General features: G+C 63.7%; 21 protein-coding genes and 1 riboswitch. Of the genes, 11 read left to right on the top strand and 10 right to left on the bottom strand.

Annotation, left to right across the window (positions count from 1 at the left end):
* Positions 1 to 36: 36 nt before the first annotated feature.
* The 8 genes from FYJ74_RS02790 (at position 37) to FYJ74_RS02760 (ending at position 6,675) form a co-directional block, all read left to right on the top strand.
* Positions 37 to 1,209, top strand: coding sequence for a M20 metallopeptidase family protein (locus FYJ74_RS02790; protein ID WP_154528085.1), 1,173 nt, complete (start codon positions 37 to 39; stop codon positions 1,207 to 1,209).
* 215 nt (positions 1,210 to 1,424) lie between these two features.
* The gene (locus FYJ74_RS02785) at positions 1,425 to 3,056 is read left to right on the top strand and encodes a phospho-sugar mutase (RefSeq protein WP_154528084.1); all 1,632 of its coding nucleotides are present in this window, start codon (positions 1,425 to 1,427) and stop codon (positions 3,054 to 3,056) included.
* A gap of 20 nt (positions 3,057 to 3,076) precedes the next feature.
* Positions 3,077 to 3,403 carry a hypothetical protein gene (locus FYJ74_RS02780; RefSeq protein WP_154528083.1) on the top strand — a complete coding sequence of 109 codons (327 nt, stop codon included), beginning with the start codon at positions 3,077 to 3,079 and terminating at the stop codon, positions 3,401 to 3,403.
* Between the two features lie 139 nt (positions 3,404 to 3,542).
* The gene (locus FYJ74_RS02775) at positions 3,543 to 4,364 is read left to right on the top strand and encodes a TIGR02757 family protein (RefSeq protein ID WP_154528082.1); all 822 of its coding nucleotides are present in this window, start codon (positions 3,543 to 3,545) and stop codon (positions 4,362 to 4,364) included.
* A complete protein-coding gene (locus tag FYJ74_RS02770) occupies positions 4,361 to 4,876 on the top strand; it encodes a TlpA family protein disulfide reductase (RefSeq protein ID WP_154528081.1) in 516 nt (171 codons plus the stop codon). Before FYJ74_RS02775 ends, FYJ74_RS02770 begins: the two co-directional genes overlap by 4 nt.
* A complete protein-coding gene (locus tag FYJ74_RS11595; protein WP_195838775.1) occupies positions 4,876 to 5,013 on the top strand; it encodes a CD1871A family CXXC motif-containing protein in 138 nt (45 codons plus the stop codon). Before FYJ74_RS02770 ends, FYJ74_RS11595 begins: the two co-directional genes overlap by 1 nt.
* Positions 5,006 to 5,902 (top strand): 4Fe-4S binding protein, encoded by an 897-nt coding sequence (locus FYJ74_RS02765; protein ID WP_154528080.1) that lies wholly within the window; start codon positions 5,006 to 5,008, stop codon positions 5,900 to 5,902. The genes FYJ74_RS11595 and FYJ74_RS02765 overlap by 8 nt, the downstream gene beginning before the upstream one ends.
* 182 nt (positions 5,903 to 6,084) lie before the next feature.
* Positions 6,085 to 6,675: a 3'-5' exonuclease gene (locus tag FYJ74_RS02760; protein WP_154528079.1), complete on the top strand. Its 591-nt coding sequence runs from the start codon at positions 6,085 to 6,087 to the stop codon at positions 6,673 to 6,675.
* A 256-nt stretch (positions 6,676 to 6,931) separates the two neighbouring features.
* Here FYJ74_RS02760 and FYJ74_RS02755 read toward each other — a convergent pair whose 3' ends face one another.
* The 7 genes from FYJ74_RS02755 to FYJ74_RS02725 form a co-directional block, all read right to left on the bottom strand.
* On the bottom strand, positions 6,932 to 8,296 hold the full coding sequence (locus FYJ74_RS02755; protein WP_154528078.1) for a uracil-xanthine permease family protein: 1,365 nt from the start codon (positions 8,294 to 8,296) through the stop codon (positions 6,932 to 6,934).
* A gap of 187 nt (positions 8,297 to 8,483) precedes the next feature.
* Complete coding sequence (locus tag FYJ74_RS02750) at positions 8,484 to 8,924, bottom strand: Hsp20/alpha crystallin family protein (RefSeq protein WP_154528077.1); 441 nt, start codon at positions 8,922 to 8,924, stop codon at positions 8,484 to 8,486.
* Between the two features lie 357 nt (positions 8,925 to 9,281).
* On the bottom strand, positions 9,282 to 11,105 hold the full coding sequence (gene ftsH / locus FYJ74_RS02745; RefSeq protein ID WP_320634018.1) for an ATP-dependent zinc metalloprotease FtsH: 1,824 nt from the start codon (positions 11,103 to 11,105) through the stop codon (positions 9,282 to 9,284).
* Positions 11,106 to 11,325: 220 nt separating this feature from the next.
* A complete protein-coding gene (locus FYJ74_RS02740) occupies positions 11,326 to 11,736 on the bottom strand; it encodes a GtrA family protein (RefSeq protein WP_154528076.1) in 411 nt (136 codons plus the stop codon).
* On the bottom strand, positions 11,729 to 12,733 hold the full coding sequence (locus tag FYJ74_RS02735; RefSeq protein ID WP_154528075.1) for a glycosyltransferase family 2 protein: 1,005 nt from the start codon (positions 12,731 to 12,733) through the stop codon (positions 11,729 to 11,731). The genes FYJ74_RS02740 and FYJ74_RS02735 overlap by 8 nt, the downstream gene beginning before the upstream one ends.
* Before the next feature lie 33 nt (positions 12,734 to 12,766).
* On the bottom strand, positions 12,767 to 14,305 hold the full coding sequence (locus FYJ74_RS02730; RefSeq protein WP_154528074.1) for a glucosyltransferase domain-containing protein: 1,539 nt from the start codon (positions 14,303 to 14,305) through the stop codon (positions 12,767 to 12,769).
* A gap of 139 nt (positions 14,306 to 14,444) precedes the next feature.
* A complete protein-coding gene (locus FYJ74_RS02725) occupies positions 14,445 to 15,626 on the bottom strand; it encodes a threonine synthase (protein WP_195838774.1) in 1,182 nt (393 codons plus the stop codon).
* Positions 15,627 to 15,846: 220 nt separating this feature from the next.
* Between FYJ74_RS02725 and FYJ74_RS02720 the strand changes: the two genes are divergently transcribed.
* The 3 genes from FYJ74_RS02720 to FYJ74_RS02710 all read left to right on the top strand — a co-directional run bounded on the left by FYJ74_RS02720 (position 15,847) and on the right by FYJ74_RS02710 (position 19,330).
* Positions 15,847 to 17,325, top strand: coding sequence for a hypothetical protein (locus tag FYJ74_RS02720; protein WP_154528072.1), 1,479 nt, complete (start codon positions 15,847 to 15,849; stop codon positions 17,323 to 17,325).
* A 189-nt stretch (positions 17,326 to 17,514) separates the two neighbouring features.
* Positions 17,515 to 18,576, top strand: coding sequence for an NAD-binding protein (locus tag FYJ74_RS02715; RefSeq protein WP_154528071.1), 1,062 nt, complete (start codon positions 17,515 to 17,517; stop codon positions 18,574 to 18,576).
* Positions 18,577 to 18,592: 16 nt separating this feature from the next.
* Positions 18,593 to 19,330, top strand: coding sequence for a potassium channel family protein (locus tag FYJ74_RS02710; protein WP_154528070.1), 738 nt, complete (start codon positions 18,593 to 18,595; stop codon positions 19,328 to 19,330).
* A 131-nt stretch (positions 19,331 to 19,461) separates the two neighbouring features.
* Here FYJ74_RS02710 and FYJ74_RS02705 read toward each other — a convergent pair whose 3' ends face one another.
* The 3 genes from FYJ74_RS02705 to sbcD form a co-directional block, all read right to left on the bottom strand.
* The gene (locus FYJ74_RS02705) at positions 19,462 to 20,661 is read right to left on the bottom strand and encodes a bifunctional 3,4-dihydroxy-2-butanone-4-phosphate synthase/GTP cyclohydrolase II (protein WP_154528069.1); all 1,200 of its coding nucleotides are present in this window, start codon (positions 20,659 to 20,661) and stop codon (positions 19,462 to 19,464) included.
* Positions 20,662 to 20,765: 104 nt separating this feature from the next.
* Positions 20,766 to 20,880, bottom strand: a riboswitch (FMN riboswitch).
* A gap of 50 nt (positions 20,881 to 20,930) precedes the next feature.
* Entirely contained in the window at positions 20,931 to 23,615 is a 2,685-nt protein-coding gene (locus FYJ74_RS02700; RefSeq protein ID WP_154528068.1) for an AAA family ATPase, read from the bottom strand.
* The gene (sbcD, locus tag FYJ74_RS02695; RefSeq protein ID WP_154528067.1) at positions 23,612 to 24,817 is read right to left on the bottom strand and encodes an exonuclease subunit SbcD; all 1,206 of its coding nucleotides are present in this window, start codon (positions 24,815 to 24,817) and stop codon (positions 23,612 to 23,614) included. The genes FYJ74_RS02700 and sbcD overlap by 4 nt, the downstream gene beginning before the upstream one ends.
* Between the last annotated feature and the right edge of the window lie 112 nt (positions 24,818 to 24,929).

Here is a 24,929-nt window from a genome sequence, read left to right as displayed (position 1 = left end):
TTCCATGGCATGCTGCACGACAGGGAGGCATAGACAATGGAGCTTTTAAAACTGGCTTCGTCGGTCGTCGGCGACGTGACGGCGTGGCGTCATCATCTTCACGCCCATCCGGAGCTGAGCGGTCAGGAGGTGGAAACGTCGGCGTTCGTACAAAGGACGCTGCGCGAAATGGGCGCTGACGAGGTGCGCCGCGTCGGCAAAACGGGGGTCGTGGCGCTGGTCAGGGGCGTTCAGTCCGGTCCGGTCTTCGCCCTGCGCGCCGACATGGACGCTTTGCCCGTGCCGGAGCTGGCCGACGTGGAGTTCAAATCGCAAAGCGAAAACGTGATGCACGCCTGCGGCCACGACGTTCACACGGCGGTGCTGCTGGGCGCGGCCAAGGCGCTGTGCGGCGTGCGCAGGCAGATCCACGGCACGGTGAAATTTTTCTTCCAGCCCGCTGAAGAAACCGGCCGGGGCGCCAGGGAAATGATCGCCGCAGGGGAGCTGGACGAGAAGGATCCGCCCGCCTGCATAGCGGCGCTGCACGTTTTTCCAGGCATTCCCGCCGGAACGCTGGGCGTGCGCCGCGGCGCGTTCAACGCCTCGTCCGACAGTTTCTCGCTGGAAGTCATCGGCCGGCAGGGACACGGCGCCTATCCGGAACTGTGCATCGACCCAATCGCCGTCGGCGCCCAGGTGATCACGGCCCTGCAGCAGCTGGTCAGCCGCGAGGTGGCGCCGCAGGACTCGGCGGTGGTCACAATCGGCACGATCCACGGCGGCGTCAGGAGCAACATCATCGCCCCCGACGTGAAGATGACGGGAACGATCCGCACGGTCCGCTCTCGGGTGCGGGAGCACCTGTTCGAAGCCATCCCGCGCGTCGCCAGATTGACGGCCGAAGCGCTGCGCGCCTGCGCCGGGGTGGAGATCCGCGAAGGCACGCCGGTGCTGGTCAACGACGACGGCATGTTCGACCGGCTCGTCTCCGTGGCAGAACGCGTCGTCGGCAAAGACCGCATCGTCGCCTTCGAGAACTGCTCCATGGGCGGCGAGGATTTCGCCTTCTTCACCGAACGAGTTCCCGGCGTCATGTTTCGCCTCGGCGTCGGCTTCAAGGACAAGGACAACGCGCCGCTCCATTCGTCCTGTTTCAAAGTCGACGAAAGCGCCTTTATCTACGGCGTCGCCGCGCTGGCCGGACTGGCTCTGGACGTGTGCCGTTGAATCAGCGTAAATTTCCAGCCCGCTCGAATTTATTCGCGCGGGCTGTTTTGTATCGCGCCGTTTCAAATTTGCGGTTTTCCTCATCTTGCAGGGCCGACGCCGTTCAATTAAAATCAAGTGGAAAACATGAATCTCTTTTGGGCGCGGCGAAGGCACATGTTCCATGTGAACCATATGCCGCCGTTGCAAAATCTTAAACCGACGGAGGACTGACCATGACTTATCGCGAACGGTACGAACAATGGCTTGGCGCTTCATGGCTCGACGAGGCGTCGCGGCGCGAACTGGCGGCGCTGAGCGACGAGAAGGAGATCGAAGACCGCTTCTACCGCGACCTCGAATTCGGCACCGCCGGCATGCGCGGCCTCATGGGCGCTGGCACGAACCGCCTCAACCGCTACACCGTCGGCAAGGCCACGCTGGGGCTGGCGCGCTATCTCAAGGCGGAAATCGCGGACTGGCAGCGCGGCGTCGTGATCGCCTACGATTCGCGCAACAGCTCGCCCGAATTCGCGCTGGAAACGGCGCGCGTGCTTTCCGCCTGCGGCGTGCCGGCGAAGATTTTCCGGCAGCTCGAACCGGTGCCCGCGCTGTCGTTCGCCGTCAAGCACCACAAGGCCGCGGCCGGCGTGGTCATCACCGCCAGCCACAATCCGAAGGAATACAACGGCTACAAAGTTTACGACGAGCACGGCTGCCAGCTCTGTCCCGCGCCCGCCGCAAAACTGACGGAATACGTGGAGGCCGCCGACCTGTCGCAGATCTCTTCCGGCGACGAGAAACCGATCGCCTGGATCGGTCAGGAGACCGTCGAGGCCTTTCTCGACGCCGTCCAGTGCCAGTCGGTGCCGCAGCGCAACGCAGGCGCGCTGAAAGTGGTCTACACGCCGCTGCATGGCTCGGGCAACCTGCCGGTACGCGCCGTCCTGAAGCGCTGCGGCTTCGACGACGTGCACGTCGTCGCCGAACAGGAGCTGCCCGACGGCGATTTTCCCACCGTCACGACGCCCAATCCTGAGGAGCGCAGCACGCTTTCGCTCGGCATCGAGCTGGCCCGCCGCATCAGCGCCGACGTCGTCATCGGCACCGATCCGGACTGCGACCGCATCGGCTGCGCCGTCGCCGCGGGCGACGAATTCCGGCTGCTTTCGGGCAACCAGATCGGCGCGCTGCTGACCGACTTCGTCCTCTCGCACCGTGCCCTCACGCCCAAATCGACGATGATCACCACGATCGTCACCGGCGAGCTGGGAGCCCGCGTGGCGCAGAGCCGCGGCGTGACCGTGCTGCGCACGCTGACGGGCTTCAAGTACATCGGCGAGAAGATCACCGAGTTCGCGCGCAGCGGCGAGCGCGAGTTCCTGTTCGGCTACGAGGAAAGCTACGGTTATCTGGCCGGCACGCATGCGCAGGACAAGGACGCCGTCGTCGCGGCCATGCTGATCTGCGAGATGGCGGCCGCGGCCAAGAGCAAAGGGCGCACGCTGATCGACGAGCTGAACGGTCTCTACGCGCGCTTCGGCTATTACCTCGACGCCCAAGACTCGCACACGCTCAAGGGCAAAGACGGCGCCGAACGCATCGCCGCGATGATGGCACGCCTGCGCGGCGGCGCGCGCTTCGAGGGGGTTTCGCAGACGCTTGACTACGCGCAGGGGCTGGACGGCCTGCCGCGCGAAAACGTGATGAAGTTCCTCTGCGCCGACGGTTCGTGGTTCGCCGTGCGCCCTTCCGGCACCGAGCCGAAGATCAAAATCTACTATTCCATCAAAGACACGGACGAGACGAGCGCGGGCGCCAAGCTCGACGCCCGCCGCGCCGAAGTCGGCGGCGTCCTTGGACTGTAAGGGAAAGGAAGGATCGGACCATGCGCAAAAAGATCGTGACGTGTCTCCTTCTGCTCGCGCTCGCGGCGTCCGCCGCCCAGGCCCGCAGCTCCATCGCCCAGCTCTGCTCCAACTGCGCTTTCGGCGACCGGCGCAAGTACTGCATCAAGTGCGGGGCCTACACGTTCGACAAGGGCATCCCGGCGCGGCTGTGCGAGAACTGCGGCTTCGGCGAGCGCTGGAAATACTGCGTCAAATGCGGCGCCTACACGTTCGGCCGCGGTACCCCCGCCGTACTGTGCCAGAACTGCGCCTTCGGCGACCGCAAGAAACACTGCCTCACGTGCGGCCGCTATCTGTTCAACTGACGTTTTTTCTTCTGTAACTTTGTCACGGAACGAAAACCGCGGCTCCCTTATACTCGAAACGGCAGCGCGAGGACGCGCGTTTTTTTTCGGCCGACGGAATTATGATATAATGACTCGGGAATCGTGAGGAGATGACGTCATGACGCCGCGGCACAAGAGACTGGCGCTGTACCTTGAGGAACTGTACGAACGCTGCAACCGGCGCGAACTCGTCTCGCCCGACCCGCTGCAGTTCCTCTACCGCTACGAAGCGCCCGAAGACCGCGAGATCGCGGCGCTCGTCGCCTCGTCGCTGGCCTACGGGCGCGTGGCGACGATCCTCAAAAGCGTCGAAACCGTGCTCGGCGCGCTCGCCCCGTCGCCGCGAGCGGCCGTGGAACAAGGCGGCGAAACGCGGTGGCGCGAGACGTTCGCGTCGTTCCGGCACCGCTTCACCGACGGAGCCGACGTTGCGGCGCTGCTGGACGGCGCCAGGCGCGTCGTTTCCCGCTGGGGGAGCCTCGGCGGCTGCCTTATCTCGGCCCGGCGGGAATGCGGCTCGCTCACGGGCGCGCTCGATTTCCTCATCGCCGCACTGGAAAACGGCCGCCCCAGCAGCCTGCTGTGCCGTCCGCAGCGCGGCAGCGCCTGCAAGCGGCATTTTCTGATGCTGCGCTGGCTCGTCCGACGCGACGAAGTGGATCCCGGCGGCTGGGACGGGCTCGATCCCGCCGAGCTGACCGTGCCGCTTGACACGCACATGTACGCGGTGTGTCGGTCGCTGCGCTTCACGCGGCGCAGGGCGGCCGACCTGAAAACGGCGCAGGAAGTCACGCAGGCTTTTGCGCGCCTGTCGCCGCGCGACCCGACGCGCTACGATTTCGCGCTGACGCGGTTCGGCATCCGCGCCGACATGGAACAGGAAGCGTTGCTGGCGGAATGCCGGGCGCGCTCTACGAAGGAAAGGGTTGAAACGAAATGATGAAAAAGTTTTTGCTTGTCGTAACGGTTCTGGCGATGATGGCTTCGTCCGCTTCCGCGGCGAAAAAGATCGGCGCGTTCAAAGCCGCGGATCTGGAAGGCGCGGCGCACGACGAGGCGATCTTCCGTCAGGCGCCGCTGACGATGTTCAACGTCTGGGGCACGTTCTGCCCGCCCTGTCTGCAGGAGATGCCCGACCTCGGCCGGCTGGCGAAGGAAATGGCGCCCCAAGGCGTGCAGATCGTCGGCCTGCTCTACGACTGGTTCGATATGACCGGCAACAAGAGCGACGCGCAGACCAAAAAGGCGCAGACGCTGATCAAGCGCACCGGAGCCGACTACCTTCACCTGCTGCTCGACGACGGTCTGGCGCAGTATCTCGGCGACTTCAGCGCCATTCCACAGACCTTCTTCGTGAACGGGCGCGGCGAGATCGTCGGCGAGGTGACGGGCGCACGGAGCGCCGAGCAGTGGCGGGAGATCATCCGCGAAATGCTGGCGAAGGCCAAATAATGAAAAGATACGGCGCAGGCTGGACGTGCCTGCTCGCCGGCGCCGCCCTGATCGCCGCGGGGCTGTGGCGCGGCGAGAACTTCGCCGTGTTCCAGAAGGCCGTCAAGATCTGTCTGGAGTGCGTGGGCATTGGCTAAGACGCGAAAAGAGCGCGGCCGGCTGCGCCAGACCGTCCAGCTGCTGTGGACGGCCCTCACCAACGGCTACCTGGCCGGTTTCCTGAAAGGGAAGATCTACGCGGGGCCGTTGAAAAATGTCTGCGTCCCGGGGCTGAACTGCTATTCCTGTCCCGGCGCGCTGGGAGCCTGCCCGGTCGGCTCCTTCCAGGCCATGCTGACAGGATTCGAACCGCGGCTGCCGCTGTACGTCGTGGGCTTTCTGTTCGCGTTCGGGGCGCTGCTGGGGCGCTTCGTGTGCGGCTGGCTCTGCCCGTTCGGGCTGGTTCAGGACCTGCTTTACAAGATCCCGCTCGGGCGCAAGCGTCTGAACCTGCCCGGCGACCGCGCCCTGCGGCGGCTGAAATACGCCGTGCTGGCGCTGTTCGTCGTCATCCTGCCGCTGTTCGTGCGCGACGATCTGATCGGCGTCAGCTATCCGTGGTTCTGCAAGTACATCTGTCCTTCGGGTACGCTGATGGGCGGCTGGACGCTGCTGAGCCTGAACGAAAATCTGCGCGGCGCGGCCGGATGGCTGTTCACGTGGAAAAGCGCGCTGCTGATCGCGCTGATCGTCCTGTCGGTGAAGTCGTTCCGCCCTTTCTGCAAGTATCTGTGCCCCCTGGGCGCCTTTTATGGTTTCTTCAACCGCATTGCCCTGCTCCGCTACGGCTTCGACGAGCAGAAATGCGTCGCCTGCGGGCGCTGCGCCGTGTCCTGCCCAATGACGCTGAAACTGCCGCAGGGCACCAACGGGGACGAATGCATCCGTTGCGGCCGCTGCATTCGCGCCTGCCCCACCGCCGCCCTGACGCCGGCGCTCAAACAAAGCGCCGCCGCGCGGCGCAAGCCGTCGCCGGAACGTCCCTGAAAGCCGGCGGCATAGATTTTCAAAAAAGCGAAGGTTCCGGATGGAAAATCCATTCCCCGGACCTTCGCTTTTTCGAACTCTGTCGCGGGCTCTTGACAGAGCGCGCGCTTTTGCACTAGACTTTTTCACGCCGGACGGCTCTCCTCGGGCCGCCCAGGCAACGAACAGAAAGGAGGCGCGTCATGCCTCTCTCCATCGCCGAAACGGGCTTCACCGCCCTCGACATCGAAACCACCGGATTGAGTCCCGCCTTTTGCGGCATCGTCGAGATCGCCGCGCTGAAAATCTTCCCCGACGGTTCGCAGCGGCCTTTCCAAATGCTGGTCGATCCCGGGCGTCCCATCCCGCGCGACGTCTCCGCCATCCACGGCATCGACGACGCCATGGTCCGCGGCCAGCCCCGCGCCGCCGACGCCGTCGCCGCGCTCGTAAACTTCGTGGGGCCGTCGCCGCTGGTGCTGCACAACGCGCCGTTCGACATGAGCTTTCTCAACCCCGTCGTGCGGCGTCAGCGCCTCCAATGGGACAGCCCCGCCGTCTTCGACACGCTCAGGCTGAGCCGGCAGGCCTTTCCCGGGCTGAACAGCTACAGCCTGGAAAGCCTGAGCCGCTTCTTCGACTTCGACGCCGGCGGGCACCACCGCGCGTTGGCCGACTGCCGCTATTGCGTCCAGCTCTTCGCGCGCATCCTGCGCAAGATCCGCGGGCTCGATATGGATTTCGCCGCGTTCGCGCGCGAATACGCCTCGTCGGCGCGATTGCTGGCAAGGTGAGAAAACGGGAGGAAAGACGCTGCAGACCGCGACGTTCTTCCTCCCGTTTTCTTTGGACGACGAGCACGAAAAATGCGGGGCGGGGAAAACGGCAAAGTTTTTCCCGTTCCGCATTTTATAAAATTCGTACTCTTTTCGTTAAAAAGGGCAAAAAATTCTTCGCCCTTTTCGGAGCGCCGAAAGCGCGTCGAAAACTGCATGAAACCGCGCGAGGAGCGCGGCATTTTCAACGGCGCGTTCTCATTGAAAATCAGGCTCAGTCCCTGAAGCCGCGCTCCTCGCGCGTGCCGGGGATCAGATTGTCCAGCAGGCAGGCCGAAACGCCCGCCACCGCCATCGACGTCTTGCCGATCGCCCAGAGGATCTGTCCGGGAATGCCCCAGCCGAAGAACAGATCCTTCTGCGCCTCCACCCAGCCCGGCAGCCCCAGCGCCATCAGGAAAGAGAAGCCGACGATCATCACGTTACGCTGCTTCTGCATGTCGGCGCGGGTCAGCGCCTGGATGCCGAGCGCGCCGATGGTGCCGAACAGGGCGATGTAGCAGCCGCCGATGATCGGCGCGGGCAGCGTGGCTACCAGCGCGCCGAACTTGCCGATCATGCTCATGCCGATCAGCAGGATCGCGCCGACGCGCACCACCCAGCGCGAAGCCACGCCCGTCAGGCCGATCAGGCCGATGTTCTCGGTATAGCTCGTGCAGGCCACCGCGCCCGTCAGGCCGCCGAAGATGCAGCCCAGCCCCTCGGCGCGGATGCCCCGGCTGATCTGCTGCTCCGTCGGATCGGGCAGCCCGGCCGCGTTGCAGACGTTGAAGTAGTCGCCGATGCTTTCGAGAATGACCGAGAAGAACCCCGCCAGGATCGCGCCGAACGCCACCGTGCTGAACTTCGGCATGCCCCAGGGCATGAAGCCGGTGAACTGGAACCACTTGGCCGAGTTCACGTTGTCAAGACCGATATAAACGGGATGCCCCGGCTGGAACACGCCGGCGCGGCTCAGCGCGAAGCACGCTCCCCAGACGATGACCACGCTCAGAAGGACCGAGAAGATGTTGACGTAACGCCCCTTCACGCCCAGACCGAACAGGAAAATCAGCACCACCACCGTCAGCGAAGCCGGCCAGTACCCGGCGGCATTGCCGCTGATCGCCGTGCCCGCCAGCGAGAAGCCGATCGCCATGATCGTCGTGCCCACCGTGATCGGGCCGACGAAGCGGCGGATCCTGCCGATCAGCCCGAACTGTCCCAGCAGCACCAGACACACGCCCCCGGAGATCAGCGCCCCGCCGATGTACTGCAGAATCACGTTCGTGCCCTGCGCCGAATAGACGCCGACGATCGTCATGATCGGCGGGATGAAGCTGAAACTCGAGCCCTGCACGATCGGCAGCCCGGAACCGAACGGGCTGGTCTGAATCAGCGTGCACACCCCCATGGCGAAATACACGCAGGAAATGAAAAATCCGATCTGCGCCGGCGTCATCCCCATCGCCGGGCCGAAGATCAGCGGCACCAGCGTCGTCGCGCCGAACAGCGTGAGCACGTGCTGCGCGCCCGCCAGCAGCAAAATCGGCAGAGACGGTACGTCGTCCACTCCATAAACCAGTTCTTTCCGAGCCATCACACAACACCTCCGGGTGAATTTTGATCCTGCCGGAATTATAGCACAGAAAATGTGAAACCGGTTGCATGGCATTCATGGACAATCGCCCGCACGACATTCACCGAAAATGCCGCTTCAAAAGCTTCTTCCAAAAAATACAGCAGGCCGCCGGGATTCACTCCCGGCGGCCTGCGTGCGCAAGCAGCTATTCGATTTCGATCAGCTTGCTCTGTTCGAGTTCCTTTTCCGTCTTCTTCGGGAAGGTCAGGCGCAGGATGCCGTCTTCCAGCTTGGCGCTGATGTCTTCCTTTTTGATGTTCTCGCCCACGTAGAAGCTGCGCGAGCAGCTCCCCTCGTAACGCTCCTGGCGGATAAAAGCGCCTTTGGCGTCCTTCTCCTCCTTGGAGTGCTGTTTGGCGGCGCTGATCGTCAGATAGCCGTTCTGCAGCTGGACGTTGACGTTTTCCTTCTTGAAGCCGGGCAGATCGACATCCACTTCGTAGCTGTTTTCCGTCTCGCGCACGTCGGTCTTCATCATGTTCTGTTCCCGGCGCCCGTACAGCGGACTCCTGCGGAAGAAGTGATCGTTGAACACATTGTCCAGTTCGTCAAACAGATTGTCGTTCCAAATGCTCGGTACCATCATTTTTATTTCCTCCTTGAGATCGGGCGGCCCCGTGCGGGGTCCGCCTTCTATATTAACGATGCGGGAACGTCCGGAGCGGAGGTCTTTCGCTTCATCGCTCCTCCCTCGTTCTGAGTGTATTATAGCACTCTTGTTAGCACTGTCAAGTATTGAGTGCTAATTCATTTCAAATTAATCAGATCGATTGATACAGCTTCTTTTGATAGCCTTAAAACAGGTCATTGAAAGTCAAAGTCACGATTGATTCAAAAAAAATTCGGCGATTTTTCCGGACGAAACGCGCCGCACGGTGCGCGCAAAAAAATTCCCGAAAGGCGCACAGCCTTCCGGGAATTTTTTCGCGCACGTTTTCTTCAGTTAGGACTGCGCGGGCGCAGCGTGAAGGATCTCCATGAACTCTTCGCCGGTGATGGTCTCGCGTTCGTAAAGGACCTTGGCCAGCTCGTCGAGCGTGCGGCGGCTGTCGGCGAGGATTTTGCGGGCCTTTTCGTGCTGCTCTTTGACGAGCGCCACGACCTTCTTGTCGATCAGCGACTGCGTCTCCGGCGCGCAGGCCAGCGAGGCGTCGCCGCCCAGATACTGGTTGGTCACCGTTTCCAGCGCCACCATGCCGAAATCGTCGCTCATGCCGTAGCGCGTGATCATGGCGCGGGCCAGCCTGGTGGCCTGCTCGATGTCGTTGGACGCGCCCGTGGTCACGGAGCCGAAGACGACTTCCTCGGCGGCGCGGCCGCCGGTGAGCGTAGCGATCTTGTTTTCCAGCTCTTCCTTGCTCATCAGGTAATGGTTGCCCTCTTCCACCTGCATGGTGTAGCCGAGGGCGCCCGACGTGCGCGGGATGATCGTGATCTTCTGCACCGGCGCGGAATGGCTCTGCATGGCGGCGACCAAGGCGTGGCCGATCTCGTGGTAGGCGACGATCATTTTTTCCTTGTCGGTGAGGATGGCGTTCTTCTTCTGATAACCGGCGACGACCACTTCGATGCTCTCTTCGAGGTCCGCCTGCGTGGCCTCCCCGCGGCCGTCGCGCACGGCGCGCAGCGCCGCCTCGTTGACGATGTTGGCCAGCTCGGCGCCGGAAGCGCCGGAGGCCATGCGCGCCACTTTGTTGAAATCGACGTTGGGCTCGAGCTTGATCTTCTTGGCGTGCACCTTGAGGATGTCCTCACGGCCTTTCAGGTCGGGCAGCTCCACGGGCACGCGCCGGTCGAAGCGGCCGGGGCGCGTCAGGGCCGGGTCGAGCGACTCGGGACGGTTTGTGGCGGCGAGGATGATCACGCCCGTGTTGTCCTCGAAGCCGTCCATTTCCGTGAGCAGCTGGTTGAGCGTCTGCTCGCGCTCGTCGTTGCCCATCACGTTGCCGCTGCGCTTGGTGCCGATGGCGTCGATCTCGTCGATGAAGACGATGCAGGGCGCTTTTTCCTTGGCCTGCTTGAACAGGTCGCGCACTTTCGACGCGCCCATGCCCACGAACATCTCTACGAACTCGGAACCGGACATGGAAAAAAACGGCACGTTCGACTCGCCGGCCACGGCCTTGGCCAGCATGGTCTTGCCGGTGCCGGGCGGGCCGACGAGCAGGATGCCCTTGGGCATCTTCGCGCCGATGTCGCGGTAGCGGCCGGGATTGTGCAGGTACTCGACGATCTCCGCCAGGTTCTCCTTGGCCTCGTCCTCGCCGGCCACGTCTGAGAACTTGATGCCCTCGGTGGATTTGACGTAAACGCGGGCCTTGCTCTTGCCCATGCCGAACATCATCGAATCGCCGCCCATGCGGTTCATGAGCTTTTTCTGCATGTACTGGCCCAGCCCCCAGAAGAGCAGCAGCGGCACCACCCACGACAGCAGCATGCTGACGATCGGCGACGCCTGCTCGACGATCTCGCTGGAAAACTTGGCGCCCGACTGGTAGAGGCGCTCCGTGCGCCCCGGGTCGTCCATCGGCCCGGTGCGGTACACCTTTTTGCCCTCGGCGTCGGTGAAGAGGATCTGATTCTCCTCGATGTTGACCTTGCCGATCTTTTTCTCTTCGGTCATCCTGATGAACGTGCCATAGTCCACCTCGTCGATCTGCGCGCGCATCAACCACGGCTTGGCCAGCAGGTTGAAGAGCATCAGCACGAGCATGGCGATCGCGTAATAATAAATCAGCGGTTTTCTGGGATTTTTGATTTCGTCCACGGCAGCTTCCTCCTCTGCGGAATTCGGTTTCGTGTTCCCTATTATACTCTTAAAAATCGCCGTGTCTGTAACGAAATCACCGATTTTTATCGGCCGCCGCTCCCTGCAAAAGCGATCCCCGGCCGCCGTTTGGCCGCCGGGGATCGCTTTACGTCGTTCCATTTTTCGTTTTTCTTCACGTCTCAGCGCCTTCGCGGCGGACTTTGTATTAAGCCTCTCGTCACGGCCGCTCGCGGAAAATCCAGCGCTTGCTGAAAACGTAGTTGAGCGCCGTGACGAACACGTTGTCGCCGATTTTCACCCACATGTCCGGCCAGCCCAGCTGCTCGGCGAACAGCCACATCATGGCCACGTCGAGCAGGCCGGAAAAGAGGCGCGCCGCCACGAAGGCCGACAGCTCGCGCCCCAGCGCCGCCAGGCCGCGCGTGCGGCTGCGAAAGACCCAGAGCTTGTTGGTCACGAACGCAAACAGCACCGCCAGCGCCCAGGCCCAGGCCGTCGCCGCCGTCACGCCCATATCCAGCCCGCGCGTCAGCGCGTAATAGCCGACGTAGTTGACTATCGTCGTCAGCACGCCGAAGAAGAGGTAGCCGGCGACTTCCCGGAACCGTTCCCGTTCCGTCTCAATCATGCCGCGCCTCCTTGCGTTCCGGAAGCGTTTCGTCCGGCGTCTCGTCAGTCACGTTGCTTTCGGCGATGACATAGAGCGGGCGGCCCTTGGTCTCCATGAAGACGCGGCCGAGATACTCGCCGATGACGCCCAGTCCCAGCAACTGCACGCCGCCGAAGAAGAGAATGCCGCAGAACAGCGAGGGGTAGCCGGGCACGGGATTGCCCCACACCGCCGTGCGGATCAGGAACCAGCAGAACGAAAGCAGCGCCACGGCGGCGCTGAGCGCGCCGAGAATCGTGGCCAGGCGCAGCGGCGCCGTCGTGAACGAGGTGATGCCGTCCAGCGCCAGGTTGAGCAGGCGAAAGAAACCGAACTTGCTTGCGCCGTGCAGGCGCGGTTCCTGATCGACGGGCACGGCTTTTTTTCTGAAGCCGATCCAGCTGTACAGGCTCTTCATATTGCGCTGGTGCTCGGGCATGCGCCGCAGCACCGCCAGCGCCCGGGCGCTGAGCAGGCGGAAATCGCCGGCGTCCATCTGGATGGGGATGCGCGTCGAGCGTGCCAGCACATGGTAGTACAGCTTGGCCGTCAGTTTTTTGAAGGCCGACTCGCCGCCACGCGTGCGCCGCTGCGCGTAGACGTCGTCGTAGCCCTCGAACCAGCCTTCGATCAGCTTCGGGATCAGCTCCGGCGGATGCTGCAGGTCGGCGTCCATGAAGATGGCGCCGTCGCCGCGCGCGTGGTCGATGGCGGCCGACAGCGCGATCTCCTTGCCGAAATTGCGCGAAAAGCTCAGATAGCGCACGCGGGCGTCCTGCGCCGCCAGGGCGCGCACGATTTCAAGCGAGGCGTCGGTGCTGCCGTCGTCCACAAAAAGCAGCTCGAAGTCGCAGTTTTCCACGCCGCCGACGACGCGACAGAGGCGCTCGTACAACGCCCGCAGGTTCTCCTGCTCGTTGTAAAACGGCACCGCCACGGAAAACAGCGGCCGTTTTCCCCGTCTCTCCTCGGTCATGCCTATCACTCCTTTCGCACCGTGCCGCCGTCGTTAAAATTTGACCACGACCGCCTCGTTCACGATCCTGATCGAGCCTTCGAGAGGATAGCGCGGCATGGACATTACCTCGGGCAGTTTTTCGAAGGATTCCACGCTCTCGATGACGATCGGCGAATAATCGCACCACATGCGCATGAAGTTCTTCCACGCGTAGTTGTTGATCAGCGGCGACTTCTCGTTGAACAGGTAGGGGATCAGGCGGATGCGTTCGAATTCCGGGATCACGGGCGCGTTGAAATCCTGTTTGGCGTCTTCGTTCAGAAAAGCCACGGGCAGGTACGGCGAATAGCCGGGCACGCTTTCGATGCGCGCCGCCAGCCGCGTGAAGTAGCTGATCGCCTGGTTCTGCAGAAAGTTGGCCTTGAAATAACAGATGTTGGAGAAGTGGCAGTACAGCACCGTCACGCAGAACATCAGCAGCATGCCGCCGCGGTAGATCCAGCGCGGGTAATGGAGGCGGTCCAGCGCGGCGTTCTCGAGCAGGCAGATGAAGCCCACGAAGACAAAAACTTTGGAGTAGACCATGAGCGAGTGGATCATCTTCACGTCCACCATAACGTGGATGAAGTTGACCGCCAGCGGCAGCAGCGCCAGCGTCAGCAGGAACTCAAGGCCGCGGCGCGGCCTGCGCCGGAACAGCTGAGCGGCACGATCCAGCCCGAGCAGAACGCCGAACCACAGTACGACCTGATAGAGCCAGCGCAGCGACGCCGTGGGATACATGTCGCGCATCTTCATCGGCGGCGGCAGAAAGAACTCGCGGTAGGCCCGCGCCGCGCGGTCGAGATACTCGCTCCAGCCGCCGAAGCCGAACGTGTTGATGCTCTCGTAATCGGAAAGCTGCGCGCCCGCGGCCTTCAAGCTCAACCAGTTCGCCGCCAGGTACAGCGTCATGAACAGCGCGCAGGCCAGCGCCAGGGAAAGTCCCCTGTAAAAGAAATCGAAGCGCCTCGCCGAAGCGTCGTAATGCAGGCTCATCATCATGTGCAGCAGCATCACGCTGAGCACGATGGGGATGCAGGACTGATACACGCCCACCGCGCAGGCCGCCAGCACGCAGCCCGCCGGCAGCCGGTACCAGTGCCGCCTGTCGCCGTCGCAGATCAGCCAGGCTCCGGCCACGGCCAGGTCGAGACCGATCATGTAATAGGGCACCGTGTACATGTACCCCATCATCGCCGTCACGACCGGAAAGGCCACCATCACGCCCGCCAGCAGCACGCAGCTGTAAACGCGCCGCAGCCGAAAGATCTTCGCCGTCATGCAGGCCGCCAGCCCGACCAGAATCAGCGTCAGCAGGCCGTTGAAAAGCGGCAGGCTGTAGAGGCTGCCGCCGAAAACGAACTCGGTGACGCGCTTCAGCACTTCGAGCATCCACCGTCCCGACGTCACCGTGGCGCCGAGGCCGAAGCCCAGCTTGGCGTCGTCGTGGAACGAAAATTTGTTGAGCAGCATCATGCCGTGCGCGAAAAGCCCCCAGAGCAGCGTGCTGAGGAGAATCAGGCGGCAGGGATTCTTCGACTGTTCCATGACAAAAGTCCTCGCTTTTTTGAAATATCCTTTTCGAACGGATTAGGATATTATACTCCCTGGCGCGTCGGGAGACAAAACTCGGCCTGTCCGCAAAAATCAAAAGCACCTTTCCGAAGCAAGTCCCGCTTCGGGCGGATTATTTCAGATACGCCGGCAAAGAGGCAAGATCGCAGTCGCGCCACTCGAGGCGGTGCGCCGCAAAAGCCGCCGTATACTTCAGCCCGCTGCCCGTCATCACCAGCGCGGCGCTCTCGCCCTCCGCCACGATGCCGTCCGCGCGCGCCCGGCGCAGAACCGCCAGCGGCACACAGGACGCCGGCTGGCCAAACAGGCCGCAACGGGCCAAATCGGCCTGGGCGCGGACGATTTCACCTTCGCTGGCCGTCAGAACTGCGCCGCCGAGACGGCGCAGCTCGGCCAGCACGCGGTTGCCGCTGGGCGGAAACGGGTTGTCGATGGCGTGGGCGATCGTCTCGTTGTCGGGGAATCGTCTGATCCGCGCCGCGCCGGCGGCGAAGGCCGCGGCGATGGGCGAAATGTTGGCCGCCTGCGCGCAGATGAACCGCGGCAGTTTTTCGGTCAGCCCCGCCCGCCGCAGATCCTCGAAGCCGTTAACGATGCCGCGCAGGTTGCCTCCTGCGCTCGTCGGCACGATCACCCAGTCGGGCACGCGGAAGCCGCGCTCTTCGGCGATCTCGTAGGCGATCGTGCGCGAGCCGGCGACGCGGAACGGCACGTCGGAGTTCATGAAGTAGATGCCGCGCTCGGCGCCAAGCCGCAGGCTTTCGCCGTAAAGTTCGTAGTACGGCCCGGCGACGCGCAGCAAATGCGGCCCGTAAATGGCGATCGGCGCCAGCTTCTCGTCGGCAACGTTGCCCTTGACGAGGACGAAAGCTTCCATGTCCGCCGCCGCGGCGTACGCCGCCACCGAGGCCGCCATGTTGCCCGAAGAGACCGTGCCGACTTTCGTGTAGCCGAGCGCCCGCGCGTGGGCGATACAGGACGCCGTGCCGCGGTCCTTGAACGACCAGGTGGGGTTGGCGCTCTCGTTTTTGACCGCCACCTCGGCCAGGCCAAGTTCTTTGGCCAGCGTCTCGAGCTTTACGAGCGGCGTGCCCCCCTCGCCCAGCGAGCGCCACTCGCCCGCCGCAAACGGATAGAACGCCGCGTAGCGGCGCGACTGGCATCTTTCGTTTGCTTCGATACCGAAACCGTTCCACGCCAGATCGAGCGGTTCGCCGCAGGCGCAGCGGAACGGTGCCCGATCCGCGCCGTACTCGGCGCCGCAGGTTTTGCACCGCAGAAGAGCTTTTTTCATGAAAAACACCCCGTTCTGACCGAAAGATAAAGTCATCTTACCATAAAGATCCTGCAAAAAAATATGATTTCATGAGCTTTGCCAGTTGATTTTTCTCCGTTTTCAAGTTTAAATATATTGTTGAGACAGTTGCGCATACAGCGACAAAATCACCGCATGAAGACAGACAGTCCGGCTCGCGCCGGCCGTTTTCCAGCGAAAAAGCAGGAGGTACATGCAGATGTCAGCCGATCGTGAGGATCTCAAAAAAGAGAAACCGCAGCCCCATGGGCTGAAAAAACTCGCGCCCAACGATTTCGACGAGGAAATGAACGCCATCAAAAAGGGCCTTCACCACGTCGCCGAGAAGTTCCACAAGAACGCCCCCGTCGCCGAGGGGCAGCCCGTTCCCGTCGATCAGCTGGGCAAACGTTCGGCCGCCCAGACGTTCGCCACGATCGGGCACCTGATCAAAAGCGCCTTGCCCGACGCAGCCGAGCGCAGCGCCCGCCCCCAAGCCGGCGGAAAAGGGAAGATCGTCGTCGAATTCGAAGAGGAAGAGGCGTCGTGCGAAAAAATGGGCCGCGATGAACAAGGCGGCGCTCCGCATAAGATTCCCGCGGCGGCGAGCAAAACGAAAGAAATCCTGAAGAGCGGCGCGCTGCGTCTTGCCAGCGAGAAAAACCGCGAGATGGGACGCATCGCCGCCGGAGCGGCCGCCGAAGGGTTCGGCACGGCGTTCCGCGGCGTTGCCGAAGGGGTCCGTGCCCTTCGCCGCAGCGTCGAAAACAAATTTCCAAAAACCGGCAGGCTTTTCGAGGCCGTCGGCGTCGCCGCCAGCACCTCCCTCGGCGCCGCCGTCAAAGCCGCCCGGGCGGCCGGCAAGGGGCTCGTCTCGGCCGGACGCGGCGCCGCAGGAAAGCTGAAAGACCTCAAAGACTCGGAAGCCTTCGAGAACGCGAAAGATAAACTCGGGCAAAGCGCGTCCAGCGCCATGCAGGGACTTTCGCGGAAAGGCAAAAGCGCCGGCGAGCGCCTCGGCAAAGCCGCCTCGGGCGCCGCAACGGGATTGAAGAAAGCCGCCCGGAATGCCGGCGATCGCCTGAGTGCCCTCAAGGAAAAGGCCGACGCCAAACGCGAAGAGCGCCGCGCCGTCCGCGAAGCCGCAGGAACGCTCGGCGCCGGAGAGAAACTGAAAGCTCTCTCCGAAAAAGCGGGCAGCCGTCTGAAAAGCATACGCAGCGAGCTCTCCGAAAAGACCAGAAAAATCGCCGCGGACGCCAAGAGCGCGCTGCGCCGCGACCACGCCGAACGCACCGGCCGCGACGAAGGAAACGCCGCCGCGTTCCGCCAGTTCGCCGACAGCGTCTCAGCCAAAGGCGTGGCACGGCACGCCCGCGCCAAAACGGAAAAGCCAGTCTGCGCCGGCGAGGGAAAGCAGCCCGGCGAGAGCGCGCCGCTGGGCGAGAAACTCCGCGGCTGGAAGGACACAATAACGCTCGGCGCCAAGGATTTGGCCGCGAAGGCAAAAAGCCGCTTCGACGCCCTGCGCGCTCCCGAAGAGGAAACGTCCGGGAATCCGCCCGCGCCGCACACTCCCGCCGTTCCCCCGCAGCCTCGGCAGCCCGTCTCTCCGGCGGACGACATCAACGACTATGCCGCCGAAGAAACCATCGCTCCCGACATGTTTCGTCAGAAAGACGACGAAGAACACAACTGAGAACCGCCGCTCACAGGCCCCGCTGCCGGGGCCTGTTTTCTTATGCCGCGGCATCGCCGCGGAAGCGCTTTTCCGCGCTGGCAGAAAAATTCGCAAGCATTTTCCCGTTTCTTTGTTATACTTATTTTTATTCCCCGAGCGCATTCCGATGGGGAACGCTAAATTGCATATCCCTGCGGAGGTGGCATTGTGGCTTCGAATTATTCCAAGAAAGTCAAAGGGCTGAAGCACGGCGCCAACATGGCCGGCAAGCTGCACAAATATTTTTTCTGGATCCTGCTCGGATCCCTGGCGCTGGTCTCCGGTTCGGCCTATCTGTACTGGAAGCTGGAACGCGGCGGCGAGGGCAGCATCTTCGAAGCCCTGTGGACGATCCTGTTCACGCTGATCGGTCAGGGCGAGTTCGCCAACAACCCTCACACGATGGTCGGGCGCGTGATCGTCTTCGTGCTCTCCATCGTCGGCATTTCCGTGCTCGGCGTCGTGCTGTCGGAAGTGCTCACGCGCGTGATGAAGTACAATCTCAAGAACATGCTCGGACTGAACGCGTGCAGATACGAGAGGCACACGATCTTCTGCGGCTGGAACGGCCGCGCCGAGCTGGTGCTGAAGGAACTTCTCGCCTCGGGTCAGCAGGTCGCCGTGCTGACTCGCGCCAAACCGGCGGAACTGTCGCATTACGACGTGTTTTTCGTCGCCGGCGAACCGACCAACGACGTGCGTCTGATCCAGGCCGGCATCGAAAAGGCCGAGTCGGCGATCGTCTTCGCCGAGCCGCAGCCCGGAATGACGAACGACGACATTGACGCGCATACCGTGCTCGCTGCCCTCGCAGTCGAGTCGCTGCGCCCCGAGATCTACACGGTCGTCGAGCTGCTCGATTCCGCCAACGAACGCCACGCCCGCCGCGCCCACGTGGACGACATCGTCTACTGCGAAAGCACGCTGGCCGACATCGTCGCCGCCTGCGCTTCGCAGCAGGGCATCAGCTCGTTCATCGGCGACATCCTCACTTATTCCGACCGCGGCTCGGCCCTTCGCGCCGCCGACATCGAACCGCAGTGGGAGAACAAAACCGCCGGCGAGCTGTTCGCGGCCATGCAGGCCGACGGCGAACTGCCGCTGGGCATCATGACGCCCAACACCTCTTCGGGGACAGAACGCTGGCGCCACGAGATCAATCCGCCGGCATCCAGGCTCGTCAGGCTCCCCATGCGCGTCGTGTTCATCTCGAAAAACAGCGGGAAGTAAAGGGAGGCGCTCGACCATGACCGAAATCTTCGTCAACATCCCTCAAGGACACACTCTCATCTGCGGCTGGAATTCCCACGCGCTCAAGGTGCTCAGAGAACTCGAAGCCTCGGGGCATCCCGTCGTCGTTGTCGCCCGCAGGCGTCCCGAAGAGTTGAAAAACAGCGCCGCGACGGTCGTCGAAGGCGACATCTCCGACGACGAAACGCTGAAGAGAGCCGGCGTCGAAACCGCCACGTCCGCCGTCATCCTCGCCGAGAACGCCGGCTCTCTGCCGGCCGACACCGTCGACGCCCGCTCGATCCTCGCGGCGCTGGCAGTCGAGTCGCTGCATCCGGAGATCTACTCCGTGCTGGAAATCATCAATCCCGAAAACGAACGCCACGCCCAGAACGCCAACGTGGACAACGTGGTCTACTGCAACCGCCTGATCGCCAATTACATCGCGCTCTGCGCCTCGCAGCGGGGAATCTCGAATTTCGCCAACGACCTCTTCAGCCATTCCGACAACCGTTCCAGCCTGAACGCGATGGATCTCGATCCCCAATGGCAGGGCAAGACCATCGGCGAAGTCTTCGCGGCCGTCCGCGCACAGGGCGACCTGCCGCTCGGCGTCATGCGCCGCGACGACAACGATTCGCGCCAAGTCTGGCGTCACGAGATCAACCCCGCCGCGGGGACGAAAGCGGAACTGCCGATGAAAGTCATTTACATCAGCTGCGAGAAACCGGAACAAAACAACGGGGAGCGCTGAAGCGCTCCCCGAAGGCGCACAACGAAAAATGCGTGACGATTAGGCTGATCGTCACGCATTTTTCGTTGTGCGTCCGCGGCATTCCGCGCGGCTTGCGGCCATTCGCCGTTTTTCCGCGCAGAGACGGCGGACTAATAGTTGACGAGATGCCCCATCTTGTGCTCTTTTGTCTGAAGGTAGAACAGGTCGTTGGCGGTGGCGGGCATCTGGATGGGGACGCGCGCGGCGATCTCCAGGCCGAAATCCGACAGTCCTTCGATTTTTTTCGGATTGTTCGTCAGCAGGCGCAGCGTGCGCACGCCGAGGTCGCGCAGGATCTGCGCGCCGATGTAATATTCGCGCTGGTCTTCTTCGAAGCCGAGAGCCAGGTTCGCTTCGACGGTGTCCAGGCCGCGGTCCTGCAGCGCGTAAGCGCGCAGCTTGTTGAGCAGGCCGATGCCGCGTCCTTCCTGGCGCAAATAGAGCATGACGCCGCGTCCTTCGGCGGCGATCTGCGTCATGGCGGCGGCGAACTGCTGGCCGCAGTCGCAGCGCAGCGAGCCGAACGTGTCGCCGGTCAGGCATTCGGAGTGAACGCGGCAGAGCACGTCGCGCCCGTCGCCCACGTCGCCCATGACGAGCGCGACGTGATGCTCGCCGTTGAGGCGGTTGCGATAGCCGTAGGCCGTGAAGAATCCGTACTTGGTGGGCATCTTCGTCGTCGCCACACGCTCGACGAACACTTCGTGACGCTTGCGGTATTCCTGGATGGCGCGGATGGTGATGAATTTCAGGCCCCACTCTTTCGCTTTTTCCGCCAGCTCGGGAGCGCGCATCATCCCGCCGTCGTCGCGCATCACTTCGCAGCAGAGGCCGCACTCTTTCAGCCCGGCGAGGCGCAGCAGGTCCACCGTGGCTTCGGTGTGACCGTTGCGCTCGAGCACGCCGTTCGGCCGGGCCAGCAGCGGGAACATGTGGCCGGGGCGGCGAAAATCTTCCGGCTTGGCGTCGTCGGCCACGCAGGCGCGGGCGGTGACGCCGCGTTCGACGGCGGAGATGCCGGTGGCGGTGGAAATATGGTCGATGGAGACGGTAAAGGCCGTGCAGTGGTTGTCGGTGTTGCTCTCGACCATCTGCGGCAGGTCGAGCCGCCTGGCGCATTCCGCGCTCATGGGCATGCAGATCAGGCCGCGCGCGAAGCGGGCCATGAAGTTGACGTTTTCGGTGCTGGCGAACTGGGCGGCGCAGATCATGTCGCCTTCGTTCTCGCGGTTCTCGTCATCCGCGACGAGGACGATTTTGCCGGCGCGCAGCTCGGCGGCGGCTTCTTCAACGGTATCGTACTGGATCATGGCAGAATCCTCCCTCTGAAAATTTCAGGGCTGTCGTTTGGCGACAAAAAAGGCTCTGAAACGCACGTGGCATTTCAGAGCCGGGATTCCGGGATTGACGGCGGAACTCGCTTCTTTCATCCAGACTGTACTGTCGGCTTCGGAATCTCACCGAATCATGCCTTGCGGCTCGCGGGCTTTACCGCCGGTAGGGACTTTCACCCTGCCCTGAAGTTCGATTGTGGTGGCGCAAAAAGAATCATACGCTTTTAGCCGCCGCCGGTCAAGAGTCAGCCCAGCCTCGAACAGCCGGGGCCGCTCAGCGCGCTGTGGCCGCCGGGACCGGGCGTGAGCGTGAGACGCGCGTCGATGCGTTCGCGCAGCGTCTTCACGTGGGAGATGACGCCGACGAGCTTGCCGCTCTCGCGCAGGCGGTTCAGGCAGTCGAGCACGGTTTCGAGCGTTTCCTCGTCGAGCGTGCCGAAGCCTTCGTCGAGGAACAGCGAGTCCACTTTCACTTCTTTCATGCCGTGCGACAGGGCCAGGGCCAGGGCCAGGCTGACGATGAAGCTTTCGCCGCCGGAGAGGTTGCGCGAGGTGCGCGCTTCGCCGCCCTGCCAGAGGTCGACGACGTCGAGGCGCAGGGCGTCGTCGGCTGCCGCTTTGAGGCGGTAGCGATCGGAAAGCTGCGCCAGCTGCGCGTTGGCGGCGCGCACGAGGCGGCGGAAGGTGAGGCCCTGCACGTAGCGGCTGAACTGGTCGCCGGAGGCGGAGCCGATCCGGTCGTTGAGGCGCGTCCAGAGGTCGTAGATTTTACGCTGGCGGGCTTCAGCCTGCCGCAGCTCGGCCAGCCGGCGGCGGCACTCGTCGTCGTGGCGCAGTGTCTGTTCGTCGGCGCCGCGGTTCTTGAGCAGCTCGGTCAGTTCGCTCCCGCACGCTTCGAGCGCGGCTTTGAGGTCGGCGGCGGCGCGTTCGGGCACGTCGCCGAGAGCGCGCTCTTCCTCGCTGAGCAGCAGCGCCTGCGAGCGCAGCGAATCTTCGCGCCGCTGCAGTTCCTCACTGCGCGCGCGCAGCCCGGCGATCTCCTCTTCGGAAAGCGCGGCCGTCCGCCATGCGGACTCTTCCGCGAAGCCAAGGCGCTTGAGGCGCTCATCGAACTGCGCCTGCTGAGCGGCGATCTCGTCGCTCAGCTCCGCCAGATCCTGGCGCACGCCGGCCAGTTCGGTCTCGGCGCGGGCGGCGGCGAGGGCGCTTTGATGGCGGCGCGCTTCCGCCTCGGTCAAGGCGTTCTCGGCGGCGGCGAGAGCTTCTTTCAGCTTTGCGGCTTCCGTTTCGGGACGGCGTTCGCCGAACAGCTCGCGCCGCACCCGCTGGCGCGATTCCAGATTTTCCTGTTCGCGGGCCAGCGTTTCGCGCGCGTCCTGAAGCGAACGCTGCGCCGTCTGCCCCAGAGTGGAAAGGCGCTTGTGCTCCATCTGCAGGGCGGAGACCTTTTCCTGCATGGAGGCGAGTTTGCGTTCCAGATCGGCCGTTTTCCGCGCCGCTTTTTCGGCGTTCTGATGAAGCTTCAGCTCCTCTTCCTGGAGCGCGCTGCGCTGATAGGGCGCGGGATGGTGGAGCGCGCCGCAGAGCGGACAGGGCGTGCCCTCTTCGAGCCGGGCGCTGAGCATGCTGAGGTCGGCGCGGTACATGGCCGCCATGGCCTGCTCTTTTTCCTCGCGCGCGCCGTCGAGACTTCTGCCCATCGCTTCGGCTTCGAACTTGAGCTGGTTCAGCTCGGCCAGCACGGCGATGTCCTGCGCGTCGCCGGCGGCGAACGAGTTTTCCAGCTCGGCAATGCGGGCCTCCTGCTCGTGGCAGCGCAGCGCGTGGCTTTCGATCTCGCGGTCGAGGTCGTGGACTTTGGCCAAAAGTTCGGCCTGCTCACCGTGTTCTTTCTTCAAGAGCGCCAGTTCCTCCGCGGCGGCGGCGCGCTGCCGCTCCTCCGCTTCGCGCCGCTGCGCGCCGGCCGACGCTTCGGCTTCAAGGCGTTCCAGCTCCGCTTCCGCGGCGCCGCGGCGCGAACGGCTGCGCGTCAAAGCGGCGTAAAGGTCGCCGCCCTGCGCCGCCCGTTCGGCCCGCGCCAGTTTTTCGGCCTGCGGCGCAAACGCCGCCCGTTCTTCGTCCAATTCGCTGCGCGCCCGCTCGTGCTCCGCCCGGCGCGCGGCCAGGCTATCGCGGCGGGCGGAGCAGTCCAGCGCCTGCCGGAGTTCCTTTTCCCGCACGCGCAGTTCCTTCTCGCGCGTCTCGCTGACGGCGGCGCGCCGCTGCGCCGCGGCGCGGGCTTCGTCTGACAGCGGCGCGTGTTCGGCCTGCGAGGAACGGATCTGTTCCAGCTCGAATCTCTCGCGCTTGGTCCGATCGTAGACTTCGCGCGAGATCTGCCGGTAGATTTCCGCGCCCGTCAGCTCTTCGAGCAGTTTGGCGCGGTCGGCGCCGTCGGCCTGCAGAAAGGCCGCGAAGCCGCCCTGCGGCAGCATGACGGTGCGCGTGAAGCGCTCGAAATCGAGGTGGCAGATTTCTTCCACCTTTTTGGCCATAGAGCTGACGCTGTCGGCCAGCACCTCCTCGCCGTGCCCAAGCCGCGAGAAGCGGCACTTCGGCGCCTGCCACTCCCGGGCCGCGCCCTTGCGCGCGGATTTTTTCTGCGACCAGAAGGCGCTGTAGCGCTCGCCGCCGATCTCGAAGACCGCTTCGGCGAAGCACTCGCGCTCGCCGCGGGTCATGATCTCGTTGCCGGAGGTGTTGACGCGCTCCAGGCGCGGCGTGCGGCCGTAAAGCGCCAGGCACACGGCGTCGAGCAGCGTGCTCTTGCCCGCGCCGGTGGGGCCGGTGATGGCGAACAGGCCGCCGCGGAACTCGGGCGATTCGAAATCGACGTTCCACTCCCCGGCGAGGGAGTTGAGGTTCTTGAAGTGAAGGCGGCACAATCTCATCGCGCCGCCTCCGTCCGCACGGCTTCGAGGGCCTCGAGGTACGCGCCCGTCAAGGACTCCGCCTCTTCGCCCTCGATTTGGTGCTCGCTCAGGTACAACCTGAAAACTTCACGCGGCGACCAGTCTTCGTTCAGATCGCCCGCGCCGGAAAAAGCGTCCGCCAGCCCCGCGCCCGCCACTTTGACGCGCAGGATCTTCACCGCGCCGCCGCTCAGCTCGCGGATGCGGTCGTTCAATCCCTGCGCGCCCTCGTCGTCGCAGTCCGCCTCGACCCAGACGGAGCGGCCGGACCGTTCGAGTTCGCTCAAAGCGGCGGCGATCTCGTCGAAAGACCCTTTCAGGCGGCAAATCTCCTGCCATGCGGGCACGCCGAGCGCGCGAACCGAAGCGGCGCGTCCGTCGAAATCGACGACGCAGACTTGCTTTTTCTGCCCCGCCTCGCCGAAGCCCATGCACAGCGGCGCGCCGCAATAACGGCGGCTCTCACGCCCGCCGCAGGTCTGCGGCGCGTGCAGGTGCCCGAGCGCCAGATAATCGACGTTCTCGGGAAAGGCCGACAGCGGCACCGCGCCCAGCGAACCGACCGCGAGGTCGCGCACGCCGTCATCGCCGCGCACGGTTCCGCCGGCGGCAAAGCAATGGCCGAGGGCGACGATGGGGATGTCGCGCCCCGCGCGTCGCGTTTCGGCCAGCGCGCACACATCGGCGTAATGTTTCGCGAAGCCGTCCAGTTCGGCGCGCGCGAGCGCGTCGGCGTCTTCGCCCGACATGGCGCCGCAGAGGTCGCGCGAGCGCAGAAACGGCACGGCGCAGCACAGCGCGCCCGCCTTTCCCTGCGCGTCCGGCAGCTCGAAAATCTCTGCGCCGGGCTCCGCCGGCGCGCCCACGACGTGGACGCCCAGACGCCCCAGCAGTTCCCGGGGCGAGTCGAGCAGCGCCGCCGAGTCGTGATTGCCGGCCACGATTACCGCACTGCGGCAGGGCGTGCGCGACAATCCGGTGAGAAAACGGTAATAAAGACTCTGCGCCCACAAGGGCGGCGTGGAGGAATCGAAAACGTCCCCCGCCACCACGAGCGCGTCGACACGTTCGTCAATCAGCGTATCCGTCAACCAGTCGAGAAACTGACGGAATTCGCCGGCCCGCTCCTGCCCGCAGAGCTTGCGTCCAAGATGCCAGTCCGACGTGTGAAGAATTCTCATCGCTCAGCCTCCTCATGAACCGCCGCCTTTCGCGAAACGGCGTTCCTGCGGTACAATAATCATAACACAGCGGAGGACGCAGAAGTTTCACTCTCAAGGCAGGAGGAATGAA

It is taken from the genome of Pyramidobacter porci (assembly GCF_009695745.1).
Taxonomy (GTDB): Bacteria; Synergistota; Synergistia; order Synergistales; family Dethiosulfovibrionaceae; genus Pyramidobacter; species Pyramidobacter porci.
This window is presented reverse-complemented; position numbering and strand designations above follow the sequence as displayed.

What these genes read in the sequence shown, in the direction of transcription:
- FYJ74_RS02755 (WP_154528078.1), bottom strand. Translation starts at nt 8,296, where the DNA reads ATGGCTCGGAAAGAACTGGTTTATGGAGTGGACGACGTACCGTCTCTG.
- FYJ74_RS02780 (WP_154528083.1), top strand. Translation starts at nt 3,077, where the DNA reads ATGCGCAAAAAGATCGTGACGTGTCTCCTTCTGCTCGCGCTCGCGGCG.
- FYJ74_RS11595 (WP_195838775.1), top strand. Translation starts at nt 4,876, where the DNA reads ATGAAAAGATACGGCGCAGGCTGGACGTGCCTGCTCGCCGGCGCCGCC.
- sbcD (WP_154528067.1), bottom strand. Translation starts at nt 24,817, where the DNA reads ATGAGAATTCTTCACACGTCGGACTGGCATCTTGGACGCAAGCTCTGC.
- FYJ74_RS02705 (WP_154528069.1), bottom strand. Translation starts at nt 20,661, where the DNA reads ATGATCCAGTACGATACCGTTGAAGAAGCCGCCGCCGAGCTGCGCGCC.
- FYJ74_RS02760 (WP_154528079.1), top strand. Translation starts at nt 6,085, where the DNA reads ATGCCTCTCTCCATCGCCGAAACGGGCTTCACCGCCCTCGACATCGAA.
- FYJ74_RS02770 (WP_154528081.1), top strand. Translation starts at nt 4,361, where the DNA reads ATGATGAAAAAGTTTTTGCTTGTCGTAACGGTTCTGGCGATGATGGCT.
- FYJ74_RS02735 (WP_154528075.1), bottom strand. Translation starts at nt 12,733, where the DNA reads ATGACCGAGGAGAGACGGGGAAAACGGCCGCTGTTTTCCGTGGCGGTG.
- FYJ74_RS02720 (WP_154528072.1), top strand. Translation starts at nt 15,847, where the DNA reads ATGTCAGCCGATCGTGAGGATCTCAAAAAAGAGAAACCGCAGCCCCAT.
- FYJ74_RS02710 (WP_154528070.1), top strand. Translation starts at nt 18,593, where the DNA reads ATGACCGAAATCTTCGTCAACATCCCTCAAGGACACACTCTCATCTGC.
- FYJ74_RS02730 (WP_154528074.1), bottom strand. Translation starts at nt 14,305, where the DNA reads ATGGAACAGTCGAAGAATCCCTGCCGCCTGATTCTCCTCAGCACGCTG.
- FYJ74_RS02790 (WP_154528085.1), top strand. Translation starts at nt 37, where the DNA reads ATGGAGCTTTTAAAACTGGCTTCGTCGGTCGTCGGCGACGTGACGGCG.
- FYJ74_RS02740 (WP_154528076.1), bottom strand. Translation starts at nt 11,736, where the DNA reads ATGATTGAGACGGAACGGGAACGGTTCCGGGAAGTCGCCGGCTACCTC.
- FYJ74_RS02775 (WP_154528082.1), top strand. Translation starts at nt 3,543, where the DNA reads ATGACGCCGCGGCACAAGAGACTGGCGCTGTACCTTGAGGAACTGTAC.
- FYJ74_RS02700 (WP_154528068.1), bottom strand. Translation starts at nt 23,615, where the DNA reads ATGAGATTGTGCCGCCTTCACTTCAAGAACCTCAACTCCCTCGCCGGG.
- FYJ74_RS02785 (WP_154528084.1), top strand. Translation starts at nt 1,425, where the DNA reads ATGACTTATCGCGAACGGTACGAACAATGGCTTGGCGCTTCATGGCTC.
- FYJ74_RS02750 (WP_154528077.1), bottom strand. Translation starts at nt 8,924, where the DNA reads ATGATGGTACCGAGCATTTGGAACGACAATCTGTTTGACGAACTGGAC.
- FYJ74_RS02725 (WP_195838774.1), bottom strand. Translation starts at nt 15,626, where the DNA reads ATGAAAAAAGCTCTTCTGCGGTGCAAAACCTGCGGCGCCGAGTACGGC.